This window comes from Pectobacterium carotovorum (assembly GCA_016415585.1).
Classification (GTDB): Bacteria; Pseudomonadota; Gammaproteobacteria; order Enterobacterales; family Enterobacteriaceae; genus Pectobacterium; species Pectobacterium carotovorum_K.
This window is the reverse complement of record CP066552.1, coordinates 3343120-3360848: the sequence shown is the minus strand read 5'-3', so window position 1 is coordinate 3360848 and position 17729 is coordinate 3343120. Positions and strand designations below refer to the sequence as shown.

Here is a 17729-nt window from a genome sequence, read left to right as displayed (position 1 = left end):
CGCGATTCAGGAGGAAAGATTGCAACGAGCACGGTGTTATCTTCTGGGCGAGAGGGCTGTCGTTCTGGAACTGGAACCGCCAATGTCGCTGGAGAGCCAGCAGCGGATATGGGGGCTTGCCGAGCGCCTGAACCATCATGAAGAGGTGCTGGAAGCAATTCCGGGCATGAATAATCTGACAGTGCTGCTGGCACATCCACAGCAGGTGGCGCTGGATGCGATTGAACGCTTGCAGCGCTGGTGGGAAGAGAGCGAATCGCTGGTGTTTGATCCACGCGATATCGACATTCCCGTCGTGTATGGCGGAGAAGCAGGGCCGGATTTGGTGGAGGTTGCCGCTCACAGTGGCCTGACAGTGAGTCAGGTTGTGGAAGCACACGCAGCCGCACAGTATGTGGTCTACTTTTTGGGCTTCCAGCCGGGTTTTGCCTACCTCGGCGGATTAAACGAGAAACTGCATATGCCGCGTCGCGCTGAGCCGCGCCTGCGCGTGGCAGCAGGATCGGTCGGGATTGGTGGCGCACAGACGGGGATTTACCCGCTGGCGACGCCGGGTGGCTGGCAGCTGATTGGTCGCACCTCGCTGAAATTGTTTAATCCACAAACGATGCCGCCCACGCTGCTGCGTCCTGGCGATAACGTTCGGTTTCTGCCACAGAAGGAGGGCGTATGCTGAAGGTTATCCATGCCGGATTACATACTTCGGTGCAGGACGGCGGCCGCGTCGGCTTTCGCCGTTTGGGTATCAGCCAGTCAGGCGCGCTCGATCTGCCTGCACTGACAATGGCCAACCTGCTGGTGGGCAACGCGGAGAATGCTGCCGCGCTGGAAATTACGCTGGGCAAGTTTACCGCAACATTCACCACTGCCTGTTGGGTGGCGCTGACCGGTGCGGACTGTCATGCCGACTTGGATGGAAAACCACTCTGGACAGGCTGGTGTTTCGCTGTGAAGCCGGGACAAACGTTGAAAATGCGCATGCCGCGTAACGGAATGCGCAGCTATCTGGCGCTGTCCGGTGGCGTGGATGTGCCGGAAGCGCTTGGTTCGCGCAGTACCGATTTGAAAGCCGGTTTTGGGGGCTTTGACGGACGTTTGCTGATGGATGGCGATGAACTTCCGCTGGGAACGCCGACTCGTGAACTGACGCAAGAAGTCGGTATCAAGCAGTTGTTATTCAGCAATCGCGTGCGGGCCTTGCCGGGGCCGGAGTATCAGGAATTCAGCGAGGAAATGCAGGAACTGTTCTGGCGAACTTCTTGGCAACTGAGCCCGCAAAGTAACCGTATGGGTTACCGTTTGCTGGGTGCTGAGCTACAGCGCGCTGCATTGCCGGGCAGCAAACCGCGCGAGCTGCCATCGCATGGGCTGCTGCCGGGCGTGGTGCAGGTTCCGCATAATGGTCACCCTATCGTACTGCTGGCAGATGCGCAGACGACCGGTGGTTACCCGCGTATTGCGACGGTGATTGAAGCGGATTTATTCCATCTGGCACAAATCCGACTCGGCGAGCCGATACATTTTATTCACTGTACGCAGGCACAGGCGCAAAAAGCGGCCGAAGAACAGCGACGTTACCTCGAACAGCTGGCGTGGAGGCTGCATGATTATTGATCTGAATGCCGATTTGGGCGAAGGCAGTGAGAACGATGAAGCGCTGCTCAAGCTGGTGACGTCTGCCAATATTGCCTGTGGGTTTCATGCTGGTGATGCACAAACCATGCGTCAGTCGGTGCGTTGGGGAATTGGCTATGGGGTCGCGCTTGGCGCACACCCGAGCTTTCCCGATCGTGAAAATTTTGGCCGCAAGGAGATGAATGTGCCTGCGGAAATTGTCTTTGCACAGGTGGTGTATCAGCTTGGCGCACTCAGCGCGATCGTCGCTGCTGAAGGGGGCACGTTGTCGCACGTTAAGCCTCACGGCATGCTTTACAATCAGGCGGCATGCGAACCAGCGCTGGCTGATGCGATAGCCAAGGCGGTGAAAGTGGTGAATCCGGCGTTGCGCTTAGTCGGGCTGGCGGGAAGCGAATTAATCCGCGCTGGGCAACGGCTGGGGTTGGAGACGCGTCAGGAAGTGTTCGCCGATCGTTGCTATCTGCCTGACGGATCGCTGGTGCCACGCACTCAGGCGGGGGCACTGATTAACAGTGATGAGCTGGCGCTGGCGCAGACGCTGGAGATGATTCAACGTCAGCGGGTTAGGGCGATCGACGGCTCCTGGGTTAACGTACAAGCGGATACCGTATGTATTCACGGCGATGGACAACACGCACTGCTGTTTGCCCGCAAACTGCGTAACTGCTTTAGCCAGCATCAGATCGCTGTTGCGGCGGCATAATCATTATTTTTGTATGACGGGGATAACCGATGAAAACCGTTTTGATCACGGCGTTTGAACCTTTTGAGGGCGAGGCGATTAATCCCTCATGGGAAGCGGTAAAAGACCTTCATCAGCGGGAAGTTGGCGGTGCGCGCGTGGTGGCCTGCCGTTTATCTTGCGTCTTCGATCTGTCGCTGGAGCAGCTTTACCGCGCGATAGCCGAATGGCAGCCGGAAGTGGTGATCGCGGTGGGGCAGGCGGGCGGTCGTACTGATATTTCTGTTGAACGCGTGGCGATTAATATTAATGACGCTCGAATCGCGGATAACCGAGGTAACCAACCGATTGATACGCCGGTGGTGGAAGGCGGGCCTGCGGCATATTTTTCGACGCTGCCAGTGAAAGCGCTGGTGCAGGCATTACGTGTGGCGGGTATTCCCGCGTCGGTGTCGCAAACCGCAGGGACGTTTGTCTGCAATCATGTGATGTACGGGCTTTTACACCAGTTACATCAGCAGGGCGATGTGGTGCGCGGCGGATTCGTTCACATTCCCTATTCGCCAGAACAGGCTGCACGACACCCCGGTGAACCGAGTATGCCCACGCCGTTAGTCACGGCGGCGCTGGAGGTGATGATCAAGCAATCGCTGGTGCAGCAGGTTGATGTGGCGGTGACTGGCGGCGCCCTGCACTAGTCTAGTTAATCGCACAATACGTCTGATTTTCAGGGAGTAAGGTATGCCGGAAGGACCGGAGATTCGCCGGGCGGCCGATAAGCTGGTTGAGGCCATCGTGGGCAAAACGCTGACGCGTGTCTGGTTTGCATTTCCAGAATTGAAGCTATACGAAGCAGAATTGGTCGGGCAGCAGGTCAGGCAGATTGAAACGCGTGGGAAGGCGCTGCTGACCTATTTTAGCAACGATCGGGTGTTGTATAGCCACAATCAGCTCTATGGCGTGTGGCGAGTCGTGAATGCGGGTGAATCACCGGAAACGAAGCGGGATTTGCGCGTCCGACTGGAAACACAGGATCGCGCCATTCTGCTTTACAGCGCGTCCGATATTGAAATGCTGACGCTGGAGACGCTCTCGACGCATCCTTTCCTGCAACGTATTGGCCCTGATGTCTTGGATCTTTCACTGACACCGGAACAGGTGTGTGAGCGTCTGTTATTACCGCGCTTTCGCCGTCGCCAGTTTAGTGGTTTGCTGCTGGATCAGGCATTTCTTGCTGGACTGGGGAATTACCTGCGCGTCGAGATTCTCTGGCAGGCACAGCTTGCACCCCAACACACGGCAGCGCAGTTGAATGAGGAACAGTTACAGACGTTAAGTCACGCGCTGCTGGAGATTCCCCGTTTGTCCTACAACACGCGTGGCACCGTTGATGAGAATCGACATCACGGGGCGATTTTTTCGTTCAAGGTTTTCCATCGAGAAGGGGAACGCTGCGAGCGCTGCGGTGGGATCGTTGAAAGAACGATGCTGTCATCACGCCCGTTTTATTGGTGCCCGCACTGCCAGAAGTAATAATGTGAGTGATTTATGCGCAAGATGAATACGTTAATTCCAGAAATGATTGTCTCTGACTTACAAAAGAGTCTGGTGTTTTATTGCCACGTTTTGGGATTTCAGATTGAGTACGACAGGCCTGAAGATAAGTTCGCGTTCCTTTCTTTTCATGGGAGCCAACTGATGCTGGAACAGGATTATTTAACCGAATCGCCCTGGCGTGTGGAGCCTTTAGAACCGCCGTTTGGACGTGGTATGAATTTATCGATTGAGTGCCCGGATGCTCAGACGCTGGCGGCGACGATTGAACGTGCGGGTTATACGCTACGCAGACCCGTAGAAACGTGCTGGTATCGCGATCATGAGGTGTACCACGGGGAAAGTAATTTTCTGGTACAGGATCCAGACGGCTATTTATTGCGATTCACGCAAAGTTTAGGTTGTAAGTCATCCCTTTAGTACCGTTATAAAAAAGGCCGGATGTGATATCCGGCCTTTTTGCATGTACTTGAATGGATTATTTCAGATTGGACGTAAAGTCACGTTTGTCGTAGCCGGTATACAGCTGACGTGGACGGGCAATCTTGATGCCGTCGGCGTGCATTTCGCTCCAATGCGCAATCCAGCCCACGGTACGCGCCATCGCAAAGATAACGGTAAACATGGAAGACGGAATACCCATCGCTTTCAGGATGATGCCGGAGTAGAAGTCCACGTTCGGGTACAGTTTCTTCTCAATGAAATACGGGTCGTTCAGCGCGATATGCTCCAGCTCCATCGCCACTTCCAGCAGGTCGTCTTTTCTGCCCAGCTCTTTCAGCACTTCATGGCAGGTTTCACGCATGACGGTAGCGCGCGGGTCGTGGTTTTTGTACACACGGTGACCGAAGCCCATCAGGCGGAAGGAGTCGTTCTTGTCTTTTGCACGTTCGATAAACGCAGGGATGTGCTCCACGCTGCTGATTTCTTCCAGCATACGCAGGCAGGCTTCGTTCGCGCCGCCGTGTGCCGGTCCCCACAGCGAGGCGATCCCCGCGGCGATACAGGCAAACGGGTTCGCACCTGATGAACCTGCGGTACGCACGGTAGACGTCGAGGCGTTTTGTTCGTGATCGGCATGCAGGATCAGAATACGGTCCATGGCACGTTCCAACACCGGATTCACAACATATTCTTCACAAGGGGTGGAGAACATCATGTGCAGGAAGTTACCCGCGTAGGACAGGTTGTTTTTCGGATAAACAAACGGCTGACCCAGAGAGTATTTGTAGCACATCGCTGCAACGGTCGGCATTTTGGACAGCAGGCGGTAGGCCGCGATTTCGCGGTGGCGCTCAATGTTAATGTCCAGTGAATCGTGATAGAACGCCGCCAGTGCACCCGTGACGCCGCACAATACGGCCATTGGATGTGAATCACGACGGAAACCGTGGAACAGACGAGTAATCTGCTCATGGATCATGGTGTGACGCGTCACGGTGGTCTTGAAGGTTTCATACTGTTCTACCGTCGGGGTTTCGCCGAACAGCAGGATGTAACAGACTTCAAGATAATTCGATTTTTCAGCCAGTTGGGCAATCGGGAAGCCACGGTGTAGCAGGATGCCTTCGTCGCCGTCGATATAGGTAATCTTGGATTCGCAAGATGCGGTAGAGGTAAAGCCGGGGTCAAATGTGAAGTAACCTTTAGAACCGAGGGGACGAATATCAATCTCATCATACCCCAATGTACCTGATAGGACATTTAGCTCAATTGGATCTTTACCCTCTAGAGTAAGTGTTGCTTTCTTATCAGCCATTTACAGTCTCCTTAGCGCTTTAATTTTAAAAATTCTCACTGAAGAAATACCGTCATGCCTGTGCACCGGCGAGTGAAGAATGACCGATGAAACTCTGTCGTGACACAGTCGTCAAATAGGATACAGAGTAAGGCGGATAGCCGCATTCAGGATGAAAAATTCGTTCTCCAGGTAATTAACAATCTTCAGGTAATTAGCGATCTTCAGGCAATTAACTATGCTCTGAATAGATTGTAGTCATTACCTATGATTTTTACGTGGACTCTCCCCACTGTTACATAAGTTACGCCAGTGTGGAAGTGTCGCCGTTGTGCTTTAACACATCATAAGGAATTCAATCCCCTAGTTGTAATTGAAATGTTGAACTTTTGTCAAATCAGATAATTAATTTTATATAAATTGTGAAGTTCGTGATCTAAATCACTGTTCGGGGCAAATGTCACCAAACAGTTTGTATGGGAATTGTAATGGGAATGTGAAGTACCTATACTGCCGACAGGTCTCCGGAATCACCCTGCAGTAGGAGCACCCAGTATGAAAGGATCATGCGCTGTTTAGACACCGGAATGTCGATGTTTGAGCGCGTATCGTAAACCCACTTTTCAGGGCCGTAACTTTCATGCTGTCTGACCTCACATCAGGCCCGGAGGAAGAAACAATAATAAAAGCTGTGTGGGCAAATCCGTGAAAAAACAAAGACCTGTCAATCTGGAATTGCAGACGATCCAGTTCCCCGTTACTGCGATAGCATCTATTCTTCACCGCGTCTCCGGCGTTATCACCTTTGTCGCTGTCGGTATTTTACTGTGGCTGTTAGGCACTTCTCTTTCTTCTGAGGAAGGGTTCCTGCGCGCTGCGGAAATTATGGATAGCTTCATCGTCAAGTTTATCGTTTGGGGCATCCTCGTCGCGTTGGCTTATCACATTGTTGGTGGTATACGTCACCTGTTGATGGATTTTGGCTATATAGAAGAAGACTTTGCCGTAGGTAAGCGTTCTGCAAATATCTCCTTTATTATTACTGTCGTGCTTTCAATTCTGGCTGGAGTCCTCGTATGGTAAGCAATGCTTCTGCGTTAGGACGCAATGGCGTACACGATTGGTTACTGATTCGCGCTTCCGCCATCGTCATTGTTCTGTATGTAATTTATATTATTGGTTTTATTGCTACGGCTGGCGACATCACGTATGAAATCTGGCGTGGTTTCTTTGCGATGGCCCTCACCAAAGTATTCACACTGCTAACGTTATTTTCCATTCTGGTTCATGCCTGGATAGGGATGTGGCAAGTGCTGACCGACTACATTAAACCGCTGGCCTTACGCCTGACTTTACAGTTGGCGATTGTGGTAGCGCTGTTGGTGTACGTCATTTATGGAACTATTGTGGTGTGGGGTGCGTGATGAATTTGCCAGTCAGAGAATTTGATGCAGTTGTTGTGGGTGCGGGTGGCGCAGGTATGCGCGCCGCGCTGCAAATTTCCCAAATGGGCCTGTCCTGTGCCCTGTTATCGAAAGTGTTCCCAACCCGTTCCCATACCGTGTCTGCGCAGGGCGGTATTACCGTTGCGCTGGGCAACACCCATGAGGACAACTGGGAATGGCACATGTACGACACCGTAAAAGGGTCGGATTACATTGGCGATCAGGACGCCATTGAATATATGTGTAAAACCGGCCCGGAAGCGATTCTGGAACTGGAACACATGGGGTTACCGTTCTCCCGTCTGGATGATGGCAGCATTTATCAGCGTCCATTCGGTGGTCAATCCAAGAATTTTGGCGGCGAGCAGGCTGCGCGTACTGCGGCGGCGGCCGACCGTACTGGGCATGCATTGCTGCATACGCTGTATCAGCAGAACCTGAAAAATCACACCACTATCTTCTCCGAATGGTACGCCCTCGATCTGGTTAAGAATCAGGATGGCGCGGTTGTCGGCTGTACGGCGATCTGTATCGAAACCGGTGAAGTGGTCTATTTCAAAGCGAAAGCGACCGTGCTGGCAACTGGCGGCGCAGGCCGTATCTACCAGTCCACCACCAACGCACACATTAATACGGGTGACGGCGTGGGCATGGCGCTGCGTGCTGGCGTTCCGTTGCAGGACATGGAAATGTGGCAGTTCCACCCGACCGGTATTGCTGGTGCGGGTGTGCTGGTGACAGAAGGCTGCCGTGGTGAAGGCGGTTACCTGCTGAACAAGCACGGTGAGCGTTTCATGGAGCGCTATGCGCCGAACGCGAAAGATCTGGCCGGCCGTGATGTGGTTGCCCGTTCCATTATGATCGAAATTCGTGAAGGCCGCGGCTGTGAAGGCCCGTGGGGACCACACGCCAAGCTGAAGCTGGACCATCTGGGTAAAGATGTTCTGGAATCCCGTCTGCCGGGCATTCTGGAGCTGTCCCGCACGTTTGCGCACGTTGACCCAGTGAAAGAGCCCATTCCGGTTATCCCAACCTGCCACTACATGATGGGCGGTATTCCGACCAAAGTGAGCGGTCAGGCGTTGGCGGTGAATGAGAAAGGCGAAGATGTGGTGATCCCTGGGCTGTTTGCCGTGGGCGAAATAGCCTGCGTCTCGGTTCATGGTGCCAACCGTCTGGGCGGTAACTCGTTGCTCGACTTGGTGGTATTCGGTCGCTCAGCGGGTATTCACCTGCAAGAGTCGTTGAACGAGCAGGGCGAAAGCCGTGATGCCAGCGAATCCGATATTGAAGCCTCGCTCGACCGTCTGAACCGCTGGAACACTACCCGTTCAGGGGAAGATCCGGTTGAAATCCGCAAGGCGCTGCAATCCTGTATGCAGAACAACTTCTCGGTCTTCCGTGAAGGCGATGCGATGGCGAAAGGGCTGGAAGAGCTGAAAGTGATCCGTGAACGCCTGAAAAATGCGCGTTTGGATGACACATCAAGTGAGTTCAACACCCAGCGTATCGAGTGTCTGGAACTGGATAACCTGATGGAAACCGCGTATGCAACGGCGGTATCGGCCAACTTCCGTACCGAAAGCCGTGGCGCGCACAGCCGCTTCGACTACCCAGAACGCGACGATGAAAATTGGCTGTGCCATTCGTTGTATCTGCCGCAAACCGACAGCATGACGCGCCGTGAGGTGAACATGCAGCCTAAACTGCGTCCGGCGTTCCCGCCGAAAGTACGTACTTATTAATTGCGGAGATCAAACGATGAAACTCGAATTTTCTATTTATCGTTACAACCCGGATGTTGACGATGCTCCGCGGATGCAGGATTACCAACTGGAGGCGGAAGAAGGCCGCGACATGATGCTGCTGGATGCGCTGATGCTGCTGAAAGAGCAGGATCCGACGCTGTCATTCCGTCGTTCCTGCCGTGAAGGCGTCTGCGGTTCCGATGGCGTCAACATGAACGGCAAAAATGGGCTGGCCTGTATTACTCCTGTTTCTGCGTTACGTCGCGGAAACAGCAAAATTGTTATCCGTCCTTTACCTGGATTACCGGTTGTGCGTGATTTGGTAGTGGACATGGGACAGTTCTATGCTCAATATGAGAAAATAAAGCCTTACCTGTTGAATAATGGGAAAAATCCGCCGGCGCGTGAGCATCTGCAATCGCCTGAACAACGTGCCAAGTTGGATGGGTTGTATGAATGCATCATGTGTGCCTGCTGTTCAACGTCTTGCCCGTCGTTCTGGTGGAACCCGGACAAGTTTGTCGGACCTGCGGGGCTGCTGGCAGCGTACCGCTTCCTGATTGACAGTCGTGATACGGAAACCACGCCACGACTGGACGATTTGGACGATGCATTCAGCGTTTTCCGCTGCCACGGCATCATGAACTGCGTCAACGTGTGTCCGAAAGGGCTGAACCCGACCAAGGCTATTGGTCATATTAAATCGATGCTGTTGCACCGTAGTGCGTAATGACTCGTCAGTACGTAACGTGTTATTGCATAAAGATTAAGTAGTAAAACATGTATCTCCCTCTGAAGTTGCTATTCTTCAGAGGGAGCGCAGGAAACCTTTAAAAACCGGCTTACGCGCCCGAACCGGTTTTTAAAGGTTCCTTAGGGGGGATGGATACCCTAAGCGCGTACCGAAGTACGACAAGTGAACCGTTTTTACGGCGAACAATATACGGACACTAATTACATGTTAACCACGGCGAAAACTGAAGCTTATTAGCTTAAGGGATCATAATGCAGAACGGCGCGATGAAGGCCTGGCTGGATTCCTCCTATTTGGCGGGTGCGAATCAGTCCTACATAGAGCAACTCTATGAAGATTTTTTAACCGATCCTGACTCGATCGAACATAGCTGGCGCTCGATCTTCCAGCAATTGCCTACGAGTGGGGTCAAACCGGATCAACTCCATTCCAAAACGCGTGAATATTTCCGCCGTCTGGCGAAAGACTCTTCGCGCTTTACCTCGTCAGTCACCGATCCCGATATTGATGCTAAGCAGGTCAAGGTATTGCAGCTGATCAATGCGTTCCGCTTCCGTGGACATCAGCAAGCTAACTTGGACCCGATCTTCCTGCGCCCGCAGGAACCTGTTGCAGAATTGGATCTGGATTACCACAACCTGACGCAGGATGATCTGCAGGAATCTTTCAACGTGGGGTCTTTTGCCATCGGCAAAGACACCATGAAGCTGGAAGATCTGTATGACGCGCTGAAACGCACCTATTGCGGTTCTATCGGTGCAGAATATATGCACATGACCAGTACGGAAGAGAAACGTTGGATTCAGCAGCGTATCGAATCGGTAATGGGGCAGCCGTCATTCTCTCTGGAAGAGAAACGTCGTTTCCTGCAAGAGTTAACCGCAGCTGAAGGGCTGGAGCGGTATCTGGGTGCCAAATATCCTGGCGCCAAGCGTTTCTCGCTGGAAGGCGGTGATGCACTGGTTCCGATGCTGAAAGAGCTGATTCGCCATGCGGGTGCAAACGATACTCGCGAAGTGGTATTGGGGATGGCACACCGTGGCCGTCTCAACGTGCTGATCAACGTATTGGGCAAAAAATCTCAGGATCTGTTCGACGAATTTGCCGGTAAGCATAAAGAACACTTGGGCACCGGTGACGTGAAATATCACCAGGGCTTCTCGTCTGAATTCGAGACGGCTGGCGGTCTGGTGCATTTGGCGCTGGCGTTTAACCCATCGCACCTGGAGATTGTCAGCCCGGTAGTGACGGGCTCGGTACGTGCGCGTCTCGATCGTCTGAATAGCCAGAGTGGTCCACGTGTTCTGCCAATCACCATTCACGGCGATGCGGCAGTCAGTGGTCAGGGTGTGGTTCAGGAACTGTTGAATATGTCGACGGTGCGTGGCTACGAAGTTGGCGGCACGCTGCGTATTGTTATCAACAACCGTATCGGCTTCACCACGTCTAACCCGCTGGATATCCGTTCCACCGAGTACTGTACCGATATCGGTAAAATGGTACAGGCACCAATTTTCCACGTTAACGCAGACGACCCGGAAGCGGTGGCGTTTGTTACGCGTCTGGCGCTGGATTTCCGTAATGAGTTTAAGCGCGATGTGTTCATCGATCTGATTTGTTATCGCCGTCATGGTCATAACGAAGCTGACGAGCCAAGTGCAACGCAGCCGATGATGTACCAGAAGATCAAGAAACACCCGACGCCGCGTAAGGTATATGCCGATCGTCTGGAGCAGGAAAAATCCATCACGCTGGAAGATGCCACCGAGATGGTTAACCTGTACCGCGATGCGCTGGATGCGGGTGAATGTGTGGTGGAAGAATGGCGTCAGATGGATATGCAGTCCTTTACCTGGACACCGTACCTGAACCATGAGTGGGATGAGCCTTATCCGCACGCCACAGAAATGAAACGTTTGCAGGAACTGGCGAAGCGTATCAGCGAAGTGCCAGAAGGGATTGAAATCCATCCTCGTGTTGCCAAAGTCTATACCGACCGTGCCGAAATGGCTGCGGGCAACAAACCATTTGACTGGGGCGGGGCAGAAACGCTGGCTTACGCCACGTTGGTCGATGAAGGCATTCCGATTCGCTTGTCTGGTGAGGACAGTGGTCGCGGTACGTTCTTCCATCGCCATGCTGTGGTGCATAACCAGAAAAATGGTTCCAGCTACACGCCGTTGAACCACGTACACAACGGGCAGGGCGAGTTCAATGTTTGGGACTCCGTATTGTCTGAAGAGGCGATTCTGGCGTTTGAATACGGCTATGCGACCGCAGAACCACGCACCCTGACCATCTGGGAAGCGCAGTTTGGTGACTTCGCCAACGGTGCGCAGGTCGTTATCGACCAGTTCATCAGCTCCGGTGAGCAGAAGTGGGGCCGGATGTGTGGTCTGGTCATGCTGTTGCCGCACGGTTACGAAGGTCAGGGCCCAGAGCACTCGTCTGCTAGACTGGAGCGTTATCTGCAATTGTGCGCAGAGCAAAATATGCAGGTTTGTATTCCGTCAACGCCAGCACAGGTGTATCACATGCTTCGCCGTCAGGCGCTGCGCGGTATGCGTCGTCCGCTGGTGGTCATGTCACCGAAATCGCTGTTGCGCCATCCGCTGGCGATATCTTCACTGGATGAACTGGCAAATGGTTCCTTCCAGCCGGCGATTGGTGAAGTAGAGGAATTAGATCCGGCAGCCGTGAAGCGTGTCGTGCTTTGTTCCGGTAAGGTCTACTATGATTTGCTGGAAAAGCGTCGCAAGAACGAGCAAAAAGATGTCGCGATCGTCCGTATCGAACAGCTTTATCCGTTCCCGCATCAGGCCATCCAAGCTGCGCTGGAATCGTTTGCCCATGTTCACGATTTCGTGTGGTGTCAGGAAGAGCCGCTGAATCAGGGAGCCTGGTATTGCAGTCAGCACCATTTCCGTGAAGTGATTCCGTTTGGGGCTTCTTTACGTTACGCAGGACGCCCGGCGTCTGCATCACCCGCCGTTGGCTATATGTCCGTACACCAGAAACAACAGCAAGATCTGGTTGATGACGCGCTGAACGTTGATTAAATAAAAGGATAGATAATGAGTAGCGTAGATATTCATGTACCCGACCTGCCTGAATCCGTCGCTGACGCCACTGTTGCTACCTGGCATAAAAAACCAGGCGATAGCGTTCAGCGCGATGAAGTACTGGTTGAAATTGAAACTGACAAAGTTGTGCTGGAAGTGCCTGCCACTGAAGCCGGCATTCTGGATACCGTGCTGGAAGAAGAAGGCGCGACCGTAACGTCTCGCCAGCTATTGGGCCGTATCCGCCGTGGCGATAGCTCCGGTAAAGAAACCAGTGAGAAGTCACAGAGCAAAGAATCAACGCCGTCACAGCGCCATACCGCTGGGCTGGAAGAAGAGAACAGCGATGCGCTTAGCCCGGCAATCCGTCGTCTGATAGCAGAGCACGATCTCGATGCAGCTGCGATCAAAGGCAGCGGCGTAGGCGGTCGAATTACCCGTGAAGACGTGGATAAGCATTTGGCTGCCCAGAAGAAAGAGCCTGCTAAAGCGGCTAAGTCCGAGGCACCTGCGGCTTCTCCGGCACCTGCTCTGGGCGCACGCAGCGAAAAACGCGTACCGATGACGCGTCTGCGCAAGCGCGTTGCAGAGCGTCTGCTGGAAGCGAAAAACAGCACGGCAATGTTGACGACGTTCAACGAAATCAACATGCAGCCAATCATGGATCTGCGCAAGCAGTACGGCGACGCATTTGAGAAGCGTCACGGTGTGCGTCTGGGCTTCATGTCCTTCTACATCAAAGCTGTGGTCGAAGCGCTGAAGCGTTATCCAGAAGTGAATGCGTCTATTGATGGCGAAGATGTGGTTTACCACAACTACTTCGATGTCAGCATCGCGGTATCTACCCCGCGTGGTCTGGTTACACCAGTGCTGCGTGATGTGGATGCGCTGGGCATGGCCGACATCGAGAAGCGTATCAAAGAGCTGGCTGTGAAAGGCCGTGACGGCAAACTGACGGTTGAAGAACTGCTGGGCGGTAACTTCACGATTACCAACGGCGGCGTCTTTGGCTCTCTGATGTCTACCCCGATCATCAACCCACCGCAGAGTGCGATTCTGGGTATGCACGCCATTAAAGATCGTCCGATGGCGGTTGATGGTCAGGTCGTTATTCTGCCAATGATGTATCTGGCACTGTCTTACGATCACCGTTTGGTCGACGGCCGTGAGTCCGTTGGCTTCCTGGTGACGGTGAAAGAGATGCTGGAAGATCCAGCGCGTCTGCTGTTAGACGTGTAGTCCGACAGGTAGACTTTCGGGCGGTAACCCTGACGGTTTCCGCCCGAAATACACAGATTATGTGCTATGCAGGCCGCTTCTTCTCAGCGGCGTTATCCAAATATATCAGAGAGTTAATGGCGCTTTTCTCTACCGAAAGACTCGGTGATGAAAAACCGTCTGCCGACTTATCTCCAAACCTAAATGGATAGAACATCATGAATTTACACGAGTATCAGGCAAAACAACTCTTTGCTCGATATGGTTTACCGGCACCGACCGGCTATGCCTGTACCACACCGCGTGAAGCGGAAGAAGCCGCGTCTAAAATTGGTGCGGGTCCGTGGGTCGTAAAATGTCAGGTTCACGCTGGTGGCCGCGGTAAAGCGGGCGGCGTTAAAGTCGTCAGCAACAAAGAAGATATCCGCGCCTTTGCTGAAAACTGGCTGGGTAAAAAACTCGTTACTTATCAAACTGACGTACAGGGTCAGCCGGTTCATCAGATTCTGGTTGAAGCTGCAACGGATATCGACAAAGAGCTGTATCTGGGCGCGGTTGTTGACCGTGGCACGCGTCGCGTGGTGTTCATGGCGTCCACCGAAGGTGGCGTAGAAATTGAAAAAGTGGCGGAAGAAACGCCGGAGCTGATTCATAAAGCGGCGATCGATCCACTGGTCGGCCCACAGCCTTATCAGGGCCGTGAACTGGCCTTCAAACTGGGTCTGAGCGGTAAGCAAGTGGCTCAGTTCACCAAAATCTTCATGGGTCTGGCGACGCTGTTCCTTGAGCGCGATCTGGCTCTGGTAGAAATCAACCCGCTGGTTATCACCAAGCAGGGCGATCTGATCTGTCTGGATGGCAAGCTAGGTGCGGACGGCAATGCCCTGTTCCGTCAGCCTGAGCTGCGTGAAATGCGTGACCCAAGTCAGGAAGATTCTCGTGAAGCGCATGCGGCGCAGTGGGAACTGAACTATGTTGCGCTGGACGGTAACATTGGCTGTATGGTCAACGGTGCGGGTCTGGCTATGGGCACGATGGACATCGTGAAGCTGCACGGCGGTTCTCCTGCTAACTTCCTCGATGTAGGTGGCGGTGCGACGAAAGAACGTGTTACTGAAGCGTTCAAAATCATCCTGTCTGACGACAAGGTAAAAGCCGTCTTTGTTAACATCTTTGGTGGCATCGTACGTTGTGATTTGATCGCTGACGGTATCATCGGTGCGGTAGCCGAAGTGGGTGTTAACGTACCGGTTGTTGTACGTCTTGAAGGAAACAATGCGGAACTGGGTGCCAAGAAACTGGCGGATAGCGGCCTGAATATTATTGCCGCGACCAGCCTGACGGGTGCAGCTCAGCAGGTTGTTGCAGCAGTGGGGGATAAATAATGTCCATTCTGATTAATAAAAATACCAAAGTTATCTGTCAGGGTTTTACCGGTAGTCAGGGGACATTCCACTCTGAGCAAGCACTTGCTTACGGTACGCAAATGGTCGGTGGTGTGACGCCGGGTAAAGGCGGCACGGAACATCTGGGTCTGCCCGTATTTAATACGGTGCGTGAAGCGGTAGAAGCGACGGGCGCAACGGCATCGGTTATCTACGTTCCCGCTCCGTTCTGTAAAGACTCCATTCTGGAAGCGATTGACGCAGGTATTGAGCTGATTATCTGTATCACCGAAGGTATCCCGACGCTGGATATGCTGACGGTGAAAGTGAAACTCGATCAGAGCGGCGTGCGGATGATCGGCCCGAACTGCCCAGGTGTGATCACGCCGGGCGAATGTAAGATCGGTATTATGCCGGGCCATATTCACCTGCCGGGTAAAGTCGGTATCGTTTCTCGCTCCGGTACGCTGACGTATGAAGCCGTGAAGCAAACGACCGATGCTGGTCTGGGTCAGTCCAGCTGTGTGGGGATCGGCGGTGACCCGATCCCAGGCTCTAACTTCATCGATATTCTGAAGCTGTTTGAACAAGATCCACAGACGGAAGCCATCGTGATGATCGGTGAAATCGGTGGTACGGCAGAAGAAGAAGCGGCGGCGTACATTAAAGAGCACGTGACGAAACCAGTTGTCGGTTACATCGCGGGTGTGACGGCACCGAAAGGTAAGCGCATGGGCCACGCTGGCGCCATCATCGCGGGTGGTAAAGGTACCGCTGACGATAAATTCGCAGCGTTAGAAGCGGCGGGTGTTAAAACCGTTCGCAGCCTGGCGGATATCGGCGATGCAGTAAAAGCGATATTATCGCGTTAATCGATGAGTCGATTAAATATACCAGCCACCTTCGGGTGGCTTTTTTTATTCCAATTTGGCTGTCTGGGATAATTGGCATAATTGAATTACGCATGACTTCTACGGGGTTTTATTGGATAATTCGCGCGCCTGTAAAGGCGCTGTTAGCGATAAACAGAAGTGATGATTATCTCATTTTTTATGTGTAAGCAGGGAATGATTAATTAATTTGCCTTAAGGGGATGTTGTGTGAAAGGAAATATAAAAGCGCTAGTTCTGGCACTATCTGCATTTACCTGTGCAGTCAGCGCACAGTCTATTAATATTGAAGTGCTAAGTGCGACTGTCAAAGATAAAAAAATTGATGATGCAACGGTTATTTTACAGAAGAACGGTGCGCAGTCAGTGACTGCACGTTCTGATGTCGCGGGCCGTGCGGCGCTTAACGCACCATTCGACGTCGATCAAGACAGTCTGCTGATCATTAAAAAAGCAGGGTATTCCGATCTGGTAGTGAAATGCCCGTGTGATGGTATGACCTATGCGATTAGTCCAGTAATGAAAAGCCTGGACGGGATGCGAATTGTATTAACCTGGGGTGAAAAACCTGACGATTTAGATTCCCACCTTATTTATCCGGGTAATCATATTTATTTCAGCCACAAAAATGGACGCGATGCTAATCTTGATGTCGATGACACAGATAGCTTTGGCCCAGAAACGATCACGATTGATAAAAAGCGTTTAGGCGAAAGTTATATTTATGCCGTCCATGATTATTCAAATAGTGAGAAGGCGAATTCATTAGCGCTTTCCGCAAGCCGTGCAAAAGTATTTGTCTATGTTGGCAGCTCACAGGTACGTTCATATTCCGTCCCACTGAATAAAGCAGGGAATATCTGGACGGTTTTCCGTCTTAACCCTAACGGTGATTTTGAAGATATCAATGCGGTTGGCGAGGCGGATTTCACCAAAGTGAAGGACAGCGATGTGCTGCCAATGGTGCTTAACCCGGCGCAGACGGCAGCTTCTGTTACTGGGAATACCGCGCTGGCAAAAAGCCTCAATCGTGACGGCGAAGCCGCCTATGGGCGCGGTGAGCTAGAGCAGGCCACCACACTCTTTCTGGCAGCGATCGATCAGGACAGCGCGTTTGGTCAGGCATATAGCAACCTGGGCCTGACCTATCAAAAACGCGGCAACATTGCCGAAGCCATTTGGGCCAACCGTAAAGCGATTGCGCTGGCAAATGGTAGCAACGCGGCAACCACGCGTGCCAGCTCGTACTACAATATTGCAAAAATCTACGAGAATGCGGGTCAGTTCAGCGATGCACTCCAGCATTACGAGCTTGCAAGAAGCGAGAAAAGTAACACGGTTTACGATAACGCCATTGAACGGATGAAAGCGAAGCAGTAAATCGCAGCATCTTGCTACGTGTCACTTAGCCTGCAACCACAGCGGAGACCTTTTGGTCTCCGCTGTGGCATGGCGCGTTACAAGCTGGCGATTCATAGGGGGGAAGGGCAGGGGAATTCATGGCGAAAATACAGCGCGGTTGTCAGCAATAAAAAATAGAAATTTGACATAAAATAGAAGATAAAAACACATGTGAATAATCGATAACGGAAAGTAAAAATTATATTGCCGAATT

General features: G+C 52.6%; 16 protein-coding genes. 15 read left to right on the top strand and 1 reads right to left on the bottom strand.

Annotated features, from left to right (window positions below):
- Positions 1-19 precede the first annotated feature (19 nt).
- Genes pxpB through JFY74_14975 form a run of 6 tightly spaced genes read left to right on the top strand, consistent with a single transcriptional unit; the run spans position 20 to position 4294 of the window.
- The gene (gene pxpB / locus JFY74_15000; protein ID QQG27397.1) at positions 20-676 is read left to right on the top strand and encodes a 5-oxoprolinase subunit PxpB; all 657 of its coding nucleotides are present in this window, start codon (positions 20-22) and stop codon (positions 674-676) included.
- On the top strand, positions 670-1614 hold the full coding sequence (locus JFY74_14995) for a biotin-dependent carboxyltransferase family protein (protein QQG27396.1): 945 nt from the start codon (positions 670-672) through the stop codon (positions 1612-1614). Before pxpB ends, JFY74_14995 begins: the two co-directional genes overlap by 7 nt.
- Positions 1604-2341 (top strand): 5-oxoprolinase subunit PxpA, encoded by a 738-nt coding sequence (gene pxpA, locus JFY74_14990; GenBank protein QQG27395.1) that lies wholly within the window; start codon positions 1604-1606, stop codon positions 2339-2341. Before JFY74_14995 ends, pxpA begins: the two co-directional genes overlap by 11 nt.
- A 29-nt stretch (positions 2342-2370) precedes the next feature.
- Positions 2371-3018 (top strand): pyroglutamyl-peptidase I, encoded by a 648-nt coding sequence (gene pcp, locus JFY74_14985; GenBank protein ID QQG27394.1) that lies wholly within the window; start codon positions 2371-2373, stop codon positions 3016-3018.
- A 43-nt stretch (positions 3019-3061) separates the two neighbouring features.
- Positions 3062-3853: an endonuclease VIII gene (gene nei, locus JFY74_14980; GenBank protein QQG27393.1), complete on the top strand. Its 792-nt coding sequence runs from the start codon at positions 3062-3064 to the stop codon at positions 3851-3853.
- 15 nt (positions 3854-3868) lie between these two features.
- Positions 3869-4294, top strand: coding sequence for a VOC family protein (locus JFY74_14975; GenBank protein QQG27392.1), 426 nt, complete (start codon positions 3869-3871; stop codon positions 4292-4294).
- Positions 4295-4352: 58 nt separating this feature from the next.
- Here the strand turns inward: JFY74_14975 and JFY74_14970 are convergent, their stop codons facing one another.
- Positions 4353-5633: a citrate synthase gene (locus tag JFY74_14970; GenBank protein QQG27391.1), complete on the bottom strand. Its 1281-nt coding sequence runs from the start codon at positions 5631-5633 to the stop codon at positions 4353-4355.
- 672 nt (positions 5634-6305) lie between these two features.
- Between JFY74_14970 and sdhC the strand changes: the two genes are divergently transcribed.
- From sdhC to JFY74_14925, 9 genes are all read left to right on the top strand, one after another.
- On the top strand, positions 6306-6695 hold the full coding sequence (sdhC, locus tag JFY74_14965) for a succinate dehydrogenase cytochrome b556 subunit (protein ID QQG27390.1): 390 nt from the start codon (positions 6306-6308) through the stop codon (positions 6693-6695).
- Complete coding sequence (sdhD, locus tag JFY74_14960; protein ID QQG27389.1) at positions 6689-7036, top strand: succinate dehydrogenase membrane anchor subunit; 348 nt, start codon at positions 6689-6691, stop codon at positions 7034-7036. Before sdhC ends, sdhD begins: the two co-directional genes overlap by 7 nt.
- Positions 7036-8802, top strand: a complete 1767-nt coding sequence (gene sdhA / locus JFY74_14955; GenBank protein QQG27388.1) for a succinate dehydrogenase flavoprotein subunit — start codon at positions 7036-7038, stop codon at positions 8800-8802. The genes sdhD and sdhA overlap by 1 nt, the downstream gene beginning before the upstream one ends.
- Positions 8803-8818: 16 nt before the next feature.
- A complete protein-coding gene (locus JFY74_14950; GenBank protein QQG27387.1) occupies positions 8819-9535 on the top strand; it encodes a succinate dehydrogenase iron-sulfur subunit in 717 nt (238 codons plus the stop codon).
- 275 nt (positions 9536-9810) lie between these two features.
- Entirely contained in the window at positions 9811-12618 is a 2808-nt protein-coding gene (sucA, locus tag JFY74_14945; protein ID QQG27386.1) for a 2-oxoglutarate dehydrogenase E1 component, read from the top strand.
- Between the two features lie 15 nt (positions 12619-12633).
- Positions 12634-13860: a 2-oxoglutarate dehydrogenase complex dihydrolipoyllysine-residue succinyltransferase gene (odhB, locus tag JFY74_14940; protein QQG27385.1), complete on the top strand. Its 1227-nt coding sequence runs from the start codon at positions 12634-12636 to the stop codon at positions 13858-13860.
- Between the two features lie 197 nt (positions 13861-14057).
- Positions 14058-15224 carry an ADP-forming succinate--CoA ligase subunit beta gene (gene sucC / locus JFY74_14935; protein ID QQG27384.1) on the top strand — a complete coding sequence of 389 codons (1167 nt, stop codon included), beginning with the start codon at positions 14058-14060 and terminating at the stop codon, positions 15222-15224.
- Positions 15224-16096, top strand: a complete 873-nt coding sequence (gene sucD, locus JFY74_14930; protein ID QQG27383.1) for a succinate--CoA ligase subunit alpha — start codon at positions 15224-15226, stop codon at positions 16094-16096. The genes sucC and sucD overlap by 1 nt, the downstream gene beginning before the upstream one ends.
- 228 nt (positions 16097-16324) lie before the next feature.
- Complete coding sequence (locus JFY74_14925) at positions 16325-17494, top strand: tetratricopeptide repeat protein (GenBank protein ID QQG27382.1); 1170 nt, start codon at positions 16325-16327, stop codon at positions 17492-17494.
- The last annotated feature ends 235 nt before the right edge of the window (positions 17495-17729 follow it).

What these genes read in the sequence shown, in the direction of transcription:
- sucC (QQG27384.1), top strand. Translation starts at nt 14,058, where the DNA reads ATGAATTTACACGAGTATCAGGCAAAACAACTCTTTGCTCGATATGGT.
- pxpA (QQG27395.1), top strand. Translation starts at nt 1,604, where the DNA reads ATGATTATTGATCTGAATGCCGATTTGGGCGAAGGCAGTGAGAACGAT.
- odhB (QQG27385.1), top strand. Translation starts at nt 12,634, where the DNA reads ATGAGTAGCGTAGATATTCATGTACCCGACCTGCCTGAATCCGTCGCT.
- JFY74_14995 (QQG27396.1), top strand. Translation starts at nt 670, where the DNA reads ATGCTGAAGGTTATCCATGCCGGATTACATACTTCGGTGCAGGACGGC.
- sucD (QQG27383.1), top strand. Translation starts at nt 15,224, where the DNA reads ATGTCCATTCTGATTAATAAAAATACCAAAGTTATCTGTCAGGGTTTT.
- JFY74_14950 (QQG27387.1), top strand. Translation starts at nt 8,819, where the DNA reads ATGAAACTCGAATTTTCTATTTATCGTTACAACCCGGATGTTGACGAT.
- pcp (QQG27394.1), top strand. Translation starts at nt 2,371, where the DNA reads ATGAAAACCGTTTTGATCACGGCGTTTGAACCTTTTGAGGGCGAGGCG.
- JFY74_14970 (QQG27391.1), bottom strand. Translation starts at nt 5,633, where the DNA reads ATGGCTGATAAGAAAGCAACACTTACTCTAGAGGGTAAAGATCCAATT.
- JFY74_14975 (QQG27392.1), top strand. Translation starts at nt 3,869, where the DNA reads ATGCGCAAGATGAATACGTTAATTCCAGAAATGATTGTCTCTGACTTA.
- sucA (QQG27386.1), top strand. Translation starts at nt 9,811, where the DNA reads ATGCAGAACGGCGCGATGAAGGCCTGGCTGGATTCCTCCTATTTGGCG.
- sdhA (QQG27388.1), top strand. Translation starts at nt 7,036, where the DNA reads ATGAATTTGCCAGTCAGAGAATTTGATGCAGTTGTTGTGGGTGCGGGT.
- sdhD (QQG27389.1), top strand. Translation starts at nt 6,689, where the DNA reads ATGGTAAGCAATGCTTCTGCGTTAGGACGCAATGGCGTACACGATTGG.
- nei (QQG27393.1), top strand. Translation starts at nt 3,062, where the DNA reads ATGCCGGAAGGACCGGAGATTCGCCGGGCGGCCGATAAGCTGGTTGAG.